Below are 7,462 nucleotides of genomic sequence, written 5' to 3' on the forward strand. Positions count from 1 at the left end.
CTTAATGAAGATAAGAAGCCTCCTGCTCCTTGGCCTCCTCGGCCTCAGCTCCGCCACGCTATTTGCCCAAGAGCCCGTGCGCCCCTACGACCCCTATCAGGTACGTGAGGTCGTCGAGGTTCCAGATGAAATCAAGATGGTCCGTGGCGACAAGCTCAAGGCCTATAAGATCACACCCGATGTGGCGCGTGCCGTACGCGTCGAGATGCCCGACACGCTGACGCACTACACCTTCGAGTACATCTCACCGGAGTTCCGCTCCCTCGGGGTCTCCTATCTGGGGAATACGAATAGCCAGTGGCAGGCGAAGCTCTTCTTCGATCGCCCCCGCCGTGTCAGCGACTTCTTCTATGCCGACGGCTACTACCGCATGCTCTACACGCCCGATGCGGTACGCTACTACGACACGAAGACGCCCTTCACCTACGTGCGCTATCACAAGAACTTCAAGAGCAACGAGAGTGAGGACGTCATCACGGCTGACTTCGGGGCGAACCTCGGCAAGGAGCTGAACGTCGGGGCGAGCTTCGACTACACCTATGCCAGTGGCTTCTACACGCAGGGGCGTAGCAAGGATGCTCGCTACCGCGTCTTCACCTCCTATCGTGGCGACCGCTACGAGCTCTTCGGCTACATCGCCAACGACTACTACAAGCAGGAGGAGAATGGTGGGATCACCAATGCCGACTACATCTACAATCCCGAGCGCTACACGAATAGCCGCACCAAGATCAGTTCGCGCGACGTCCCCGTACTCATCAGTACGGGTGCGCTGACGAACCGCATCCGCTCTGGTCACGCCTACCTCGCACAGTCCTACCGCCTCGGCTCCTACCGTACCGTCAAGCGCAAGCAGCCCCTACCCATAGAGGGTCAAGAAGGCTCCGAAGCCCTCCAGAGCCTCGACTCCACGTACTTCGTCCCCGTGGGCGGTATCTCGCTGACGACCTACTACAACAAGCAGAGCCGTCGCTTCTTCTCCCACACCGAGAGCGACCAGTGGGGCACGGTCTTCGGCACGCCTACCGTGACCCATACCCGCACCAATGCCGACGGCACCACGACGACCTATACCCTCCCCAACGACACCGCACAGCTCGTCACCCTGCAGAATACCGTCGCCCTCTCGCTGATGGAGGGCTTCCGCCCCTGGGTAAAGTTCGGCCTCTCAGCCTACCTCCGTCAGGAGAACCGCTGGGCATCGCTCCCCGACCTCGCCACAGAGCGCTACACCCGCACGGCACTTAGCTCGACCTTCATCGGTGGGCTCATCGAGCGTCGCGAAGGCACAGGGCTGAACTTCTCCGCCCGTGGAGAGCTGGGTGTCCTCGGCTCGGACCTTGGCGCCTTCAAGCTCGAGGGGGATATCCGCACCGCCTTCAGCCTCTTCCAGAAGCGCTTTGCCCTCGAGGCCGATGCCTATGTCGACAATGCACGCCCCTCTTACTTCGCTGCACATCACCACGGCACCTACGGCTGGTGGGACAAGTCGCTGAGCTTCACCCGCCGTGCTGAGCTCGGTGGTCGCGTGCACCTCTCCTCCTGGGGGACGAGCTTCGAGGCACGTACGGCAAGCCTGCAGAACTACATCTACTTCGACAGCAAGGGCGAGACGCAGCAGCACTCCGACCTCATCCAGGTCCTCGCTCTGCGTGCTCGACAGGCAGGCTCCTTCGGCCCGATCAACTGGGGTCTCGAGGCCGCCTACCAGCAGTCCTCTGCCCCCTCTGTACTCCCCTTACCTTCGCTCACGGGAGCCGCTGATGTGTATCTGCGCTTCCTCTTGGCGAAGGTCCTACGCGTCGACCTCGGCGTCAAGGGCTATTGGCACTCCGCCTATCACGCGCCCTACTATATGCCCACCGACCAGCAGTTCACCCTCCAGACGGAAGGCAATGTCGGCGGACAGGCACCACTGCTCATCGCCTATGCGAACTTCCGCCTGAAGCGCGCACGCTTCTTCCTCCAGATGTACAATGTGGGTGAGGCCTTCATGACCAACGAGCGCCTCTCGATGTACAAATACCCCTACAACCCGATGCACCTCTCCGCAGGTGTCGTCGTCGACCTCAACAACTAACCCTCCCCTATGGCTAAGCTCCGCACGAATACCCGCCTCTGGGTATATGCCTTCCTACTCCTCCTGGCCATCGCTATGCTCCTCTACCTGCGCCGTCAGGTCAAGACAAGCCAAGAGGCCGCCTCGCTCCCATTCATCGAGCGCGACTACCCCGAGATACGCAAGGAGGGCACACTTCGCCTCCTCGCAGGCTACGGCAGTGGTGGAGAAGTGCAGGGCGGACAGCTCTCGGGCGCTATCTACGAGCTCGCCAAGCAGCTGGAGAAGAAGAGCGGGCTACGTGTCGAGGTCATCTTGGAGAACCGCTGGGACGAAGCCCTTCGCCACCTCAGCACCGGCACAGCAGACCTCGTTGCCCACCCCATCACGCATACCTCGGCAGTAGATACCACCCGCTATATGCTCTTCGCGGAGAAGACCTCTGGACCTATCTACCTCGTGCAGCGCCGTGCAGACAGCGCACACCACATCCGCCGTCAGGTAGAGCTCGCTGGGCACTCCATCACCCTGCCGAAAGCCTCTCCCCTCTCGCTCTTCATCGAGCATCTCGGCGAAGAGATCGGCGACAGCCTAAGCATCCAGGTCGACACACTCTACGCTGCCGAGCAGCTCGCTATGCAGGTCGCCTCGGGGAAGATCAACTATACCGCCTGCACCTCTGAGGAAGCGGAGCGCTTTGCACGTCTCTTCCCTACACTGGACTGCAGTCTCCCGCTGAGCTACTCCGTACGCACAGCTTGGCTTATGCGCCGCAATTCGCCTGCACTTCGCGATAGCCTCATCGCTTGGGGCGTCGGACGATAGACCTTATACCTGCGGTCTACACGCCATAAGCATAGCGTCCACTGGGCATTATCCCCGATACGATGACGAAGCTCCGATATGAGCAAGAAGTTTTTTCCTAAGACCCTTTCCGATTGGCTCTTCCTGATCTTTGTCCTCGTCCTCGGCGCCGAGTGCCACTCCTACTCTCGCCATAGGCGGGCGGAGCGGCGCAGAGCAAGGGATATGAGAAGTGTCGAGCGTGACTACCCCGTGATACGCCAGGAGGGGACACTCCGCCTCATCGCTGGCAACGACTTTCTCAGTGATGATCAAAGCGAGATCTATGACGCTGCTATCCAAGAGCTCGCAAGAGATCTAAGGCAAAAGAGCGGGCTACGTGTCGAGATCGTCCCCCCAGATTCTATAGATTTGCAGTTCAAGCCACTCGGACAACTGTCGACTGGAAAGGTAGATCTCTTCGTCTACTCCAGCATCTACGATGCAGCGATAGATAACCGGGAGTACCGACACTTCGCCGAGAAGCGGGCAGCATCCCTCTACCTCGTCCAGCGCCATGCTGACAGCACACGCTACATCAGCCAGCTCTCTGCGCTCGCGGGCCACTCACTGACCCTACCCAAGGGCACTCCCACCACCTACATCCAGAAGTATTTCGTCAAGCAGACAGGCGACAGCCTGCGTATCCAGCTCGACACGCTTCACAGCGTCGAAGAGCTGGCGAAGTTGGTCGCCTCAGGGAAGATCCGCTATACCGTCTGCACCTCCCGTGAGGCGGAGCGCTTCACACGCCTCTACCCTGCACTCGACTGCAAGCTCCCGCTCACCGACTCTGTGCGCACGCTCTGGGTCACGCGCCGCAATGCCCCCGCCCTATGCGATAGCCTCGCGGCTTGGGGTGTCGGGCAGTAAATACCCCTTCCCCTTATACATAAATAGCGCAGGCTCCTCCGCCACTATGGGCGGAGGAGCCTGCGCTATTTATTAGAGATGTACGGGAGGAGCTTAGTCCAGATACAGCTCTTCGGGATAGCCGACAGCCTCAAGATAGAGGGCGTGTCCTGGAGCTGACGAGCCAGCACGACCGCGATCCTTGGCTTCGACGACGGCAGCGAAGTCCTCGACAGACAGGCGTCCCTTACCGACTTGGAAGAGCGTCCCGACGACGGCACGCACCATATTGCGCAGGAAGCGGTCGGCCGTGATCGTGAAGATCCACTGACCAGGCTCCGCGCCTGGACGCCAGTAAGCCTCGGTGACACGGCAGTTATTCGTCTTGACGTCGGTATGGAGCTTGCTGAAGCTCGTGAAGTCCGTGAAGTGCAGGAGCTCGGCAGCAGCTACATTCATCCGCTCGAAGTCCAGCGGGAAGTGCAGGCGCAGCATGCGTGACTCTTGGAAGGGATCCTTGCGCAGCGTCACATAGTAGCGGTACGTGCGGGAGGTAGCGCTGAAGCGTGCATGTGCCTCGTCCGTCACGGGGCGGATGCTATGCAGAGCGATATCGTGAGGGAGGTAGCGGTCGGTGCGGAAGATCAGCTCACGTGCTGCCTCGAGGTCCATCGGCAGATCGACGTGAGCGACCATACCACGAGCATGGACGCCAGCATCTGTGCGCCCAGCACCGACGATAGCGATAGGCTCGGGAGAGCGCGAGACGAGCGTCAGCGCCTTCTCGATAGTCTCTTGGACGGTCGGAGCATCGGGCTGGGTCTGCCAGCCGCTGTAGTTCGTGCCGTCGTAGCTCAGAGAGATGAAGTAGCGCATCTACAGCTTAGCTCTTCGACTTCTTAGCGCGGGGAGAGGACTTGCGAGCTGCGCCCTTACGAGCCGTCTTCGCAGGCGTCTCAGCGATGAGCTTCATACAGTCCTCGTAGCTCATCGACGTGGGGTCGACATCCTTAGGGAGCTTGTAGTTGTCGGTCTTGTACTTGAGGTACGGGCCGAAGCGACCGGTGCGGATCGAGAGGTCGGCATCTTCGGTGAAGGACTTCAGGAGGCTCTTCTCCTCGCTCTCACGCTTCTCACGGATGATCTCGATAGCTTGCTCTGCGGTGCAGGAGAGGGGATCGGTGTCCTTAGGTAGGCTGTAGAACTTCCCTGCGTGGCGGACATAGGGGCCGAAGCGACCCACTGCGACTGTCATCACCTCACCCTCGTACTCACCGATATTCTTCGGCAGGTCAAAGAGCGCAAGGGCTTCTTCGAGGGTAATCGTCTCAAGCGACTGCCCCTTCTGCAGCGAAGCAAAGCGGGGCTTCTCGGCATCCTCTGCCGTACCCAGCTGTGCCATAGGGCCGTAGCGACCGATGCTGACCGATACCTGCAGCCCCGTCGAGGGCTGTACACCGAGGATACGCTGGCCGACACGCTGAGCAGGACGCTCATGCGTAGCACGCTCTACCTCGGGGTGGAAGCGCTGGTAGAAGTCGCCGATAGCGCCTGACCAAGCGGTCTTCCCTTCGGCGATCGTATCGAACTCTTCCTCGACACGCGCCGTGAAGTTGTAGTCGACGATATTGGGGAACTGATCGACGAGGAAGTCATTGACGACGATACCCACGTCGGTAGGTAGGAGCTTCCCCTTGTCGGCACCGTAGACTTCGCTCTTGACAGCACGCTTGACGGCGCCATCCTTGAGGGTCAGTACGGTATAGTTGCGGTGCTGGCCTTCGCGGTCAGCACGCTCTACATAGCCACGATTCTGGATCGTCTGGATCGTGGGAGCATAAGTCGAGGGACGGCCGATGCCGAGCTCTTCCATCTTGCTCACCATCGAAGCCTCCGTGTAGCGGGCAGGGCGCTGTGTGAAGCGCTCTTCCCCCGTGAGAGCTTCGAGCGAAAGAGCTTCGCGCTCCTTGACTGCGGGGAGGAGCTTTGTCACCTCTGCATTGCCTTCCTCTCCCGTCGACTCCATATAGACATCGAGGAAGCCTCGGAAGGTGATCACTTCGCCCTGTGCAGTGAAGGCATAGTCCGTACCAGAGACGGGGATCGAGACGGTCGTGCGCTCGATCTCTGCGTCCGCCATCTGCGAGGCGAGGGTACGCTTGCGGATCAAGTCATAGAGACGCTGCTCCTGAGCCGTACCACCGACACGCTCGCGGTCGATATAGGTGGGGCGAATAGCTTCGTGAGCCTCCTGCGCGCCCTTGCTCTTGGTCTGGAAGCGGCGGGGCTGGTGGTATTCCTTCCCAGGGTGCTTCTCGATCTGACGAGCGATAGCGCCGAGGGCTTGCGAAGAGAGGTTGACCGAGTCAGTACGCATATAGGTGATATGCCCCGATTCGTAGAGGGACTGCGCGAGGCGCATCGTCTGCGAGACGGAGTAGCCGAGCTTGTGTGCGGCCTCCTGCTGCAGCGTAGATGTGGTGAAGGGAGCAGCTGGCGAGCGGCGAGCAGCACGGCGCGTGATCGCACCGATAGAGAAGTCGGCCGTAGCACAGCGTGTCATGAGGGCCTCAGCCTCGGCTTCGGTCGCGAAGCGATGATTGAGCTCTGTCAAGAGACGCTCACCCGAGGGGAGGACGAAGGTCGCCTGTAGGCGGTAAGAAGATTGGGGTACGAAGGCTGTGATCTCACGCTCACGGTCGACGATGAGTCGGACGGCTACGCTCTGCACACGCCCTGCCGAGAGCGAGGGACGGATGCGCTTCCACAGTACGGGAGAGAGCTCGAAGCCCACGATACGGTCGAGGACGCGGCGTGCCTGCTGCGCATCGACAAGATTCATGTTCACCTCACGTGGGTGCTCCAGGGCATGGAGGAAGGCTTCGGCGGTAATCTCGTGGAAGACTATACGGCGGGTCTTCTCTGGCTTGAGCTCGAGGGCTTCGCTCAGGTGCCACGCGATGGCTTCACCTTCGCGGTCTTCATCGGAAGCGAGGTAGACGAGGTCGGCTTTCTTTGCTGCGGCTTTGAGTTCGCGCACCAGGCTCTTCTTGTCCTCGGTGATGACGTACTCGGGGCGGAAGCGATCCTCTACATTCACGCTGAAGGAATGCTGCTTGAGGTCACGCACATGGCCCGCACTGGCCATGACCTTATAGTCGTTCAGTTGATGTTTTTTGAGGAAGCCAGAGATCAGCTCGGCCTTCTTCGGAGACTCTACTATAACTAAATTCATCTACGGATTACCCTATCTCTTCTATTATAATGGTTACGGGCAGGCACGCCCGGTGCAAAGGTAGCAAAAAGCCCCCACCCCTGCATACTCAGCGCACTCTAAAGAGCAGATATAGAGCACAAGAGGGGACTGGATACAAAAAAGATCGGCTCACCTCGTATGAGGCAAGCCGATCGTCTTGAAAAAAGTGGAGAATAACGGATTCGAACCGTTGACCCCCTGCGTGCAAGGCAGGTGCTCTAGCCAGCTGAGCTAATCCCCCAGGTAAGTCACTTAAAGTAGTCCCAGGCAGATTTGAACTGCCGACCTCTACATTATCAGTGTAGCGCTCTAACCAACTGAGCTATAGGACTGTCTTTAGGACTATAATAAGGTGAGAAGAAAAGATATCGACAGCAGAAGCGAGTACGCACATTCAGAAAAATCACCTAACTCATCTCTTACGTACATACTACACTAACTATACTAAAGCC

Annotated in this window: 5 protein-coding genes and 2 tRNA genes; 3 read left to right on the forward strand and 4 right to left on the reverse strand. The window is 59.3% G+C overall.

Annotated features, from left to right (window positions below):
• The first annotated feature begins 4 nt into the window (after nt 1-4).
• The 3 genes from IEX77_RS07170 to IEX77_RS07180 all read left to right on the forward strand — a co-directional run bounded on the left by IEX77_RS07170 (nt 5) and on the right by IEX77_RS07180 (nt 3,775).
• Nucleotides 5-2,080: a putative porin gene (locus IEX77_RS07170; RefSeq protein WP_188808323.1), complete on the forward strand. Its 2,076-nt coding sequence runs from the start codon at nt 5-7 to the stop codon at nt 2,078-2,080.
• Nucleotides 2,081-2,089: 9 nt separating this feature from the next.
• The gene (locus IEX77_RS07175; RefSeq protein WP_188808324.1) at nt 2,090-2,884 is read left to right on the forward strand and encodes a transporter substrate-binding domain-containing protein; all 795 of its coding nucleotides are present in this window, start codon (nt 2,090-2,092) and stop codon (nt 2,882-2,884) included.
• Between the two features lie 204 nt (nt 2,885-3,088).
• Nucleotides 3,089-3,775: a transglycosylase SLT domain-containing protein gene (locus tag IEX77_RS07180; RefSeq protein WP_188808325.1), complete on the forward strand. Its 687-nt coding sequence runs from the start codon at nt 3,089-3,091 to the stop codon at nt 3,773-3,775.
• 93 nt (nt 3,776-3,868) lie between these two features.
• Here the strand turns inward: IEX77_RS07180 and truA are convergent, their stop codons facing one another.
• The 4 genes from truA to IEX77_RS07200 all read right to left on the reverse strand — a co-directional run bounded on the left by truA (nt 3,869) and on the right by IEX77_RS07200 (nt 7,342).
• Nucleotides 3,869-4,630 (reverse strand): tRNA pseudouridine(38-40) synthase TruA, encoded by a 762-nt coding sequence (gene truA / locus IEX77_RS07185; protein WP_009433811.1) that lies wholly within the window; start codon nt 4,628-4,630, stop codon nt 3,869-3,871.
• Between the two features lie 7 nt (nt 4,631-4,637).
• Nucleotides 4,638-6,989 carry a type I DNA topoisomerase gene (topA, locus tag IEX77_RS07190; protein ID WP_188808326.1) on the reverse strand — a complete coding sequence of 784 codons (2,352 nt, stop codon included), beginning with the start codon at nt 6,987-6,989 and terminating at the stop codon, nt 4,638-4,640.
• Between the two features lie 188 nt (nt 6,990-7,177).
• Nucleotides 7,178-7,251, reverse strand: a tRNA-Ala gene (locus IEX77_RS07195).
• 17 nt (nt 7,252-7,268) lie between these two features.
• A tRNA-Ile gene (locus tag IEX77_RS07200) sits at nt 7,269-7,342 on the reverse strand.
• Nucleotides 7,343-7,462: the final 120 nt, after the last annotated feature.

Origin of the sequence: Porphyromonas pasteri (assembly GCF_014647755.1) — a bacterium.
GTDB lineage: Bacteria > Bacteroidota > Bacteroidia > Bacteroidales > Porphyromonadaceae > Porphyromonas > Porphyromonas pasteri.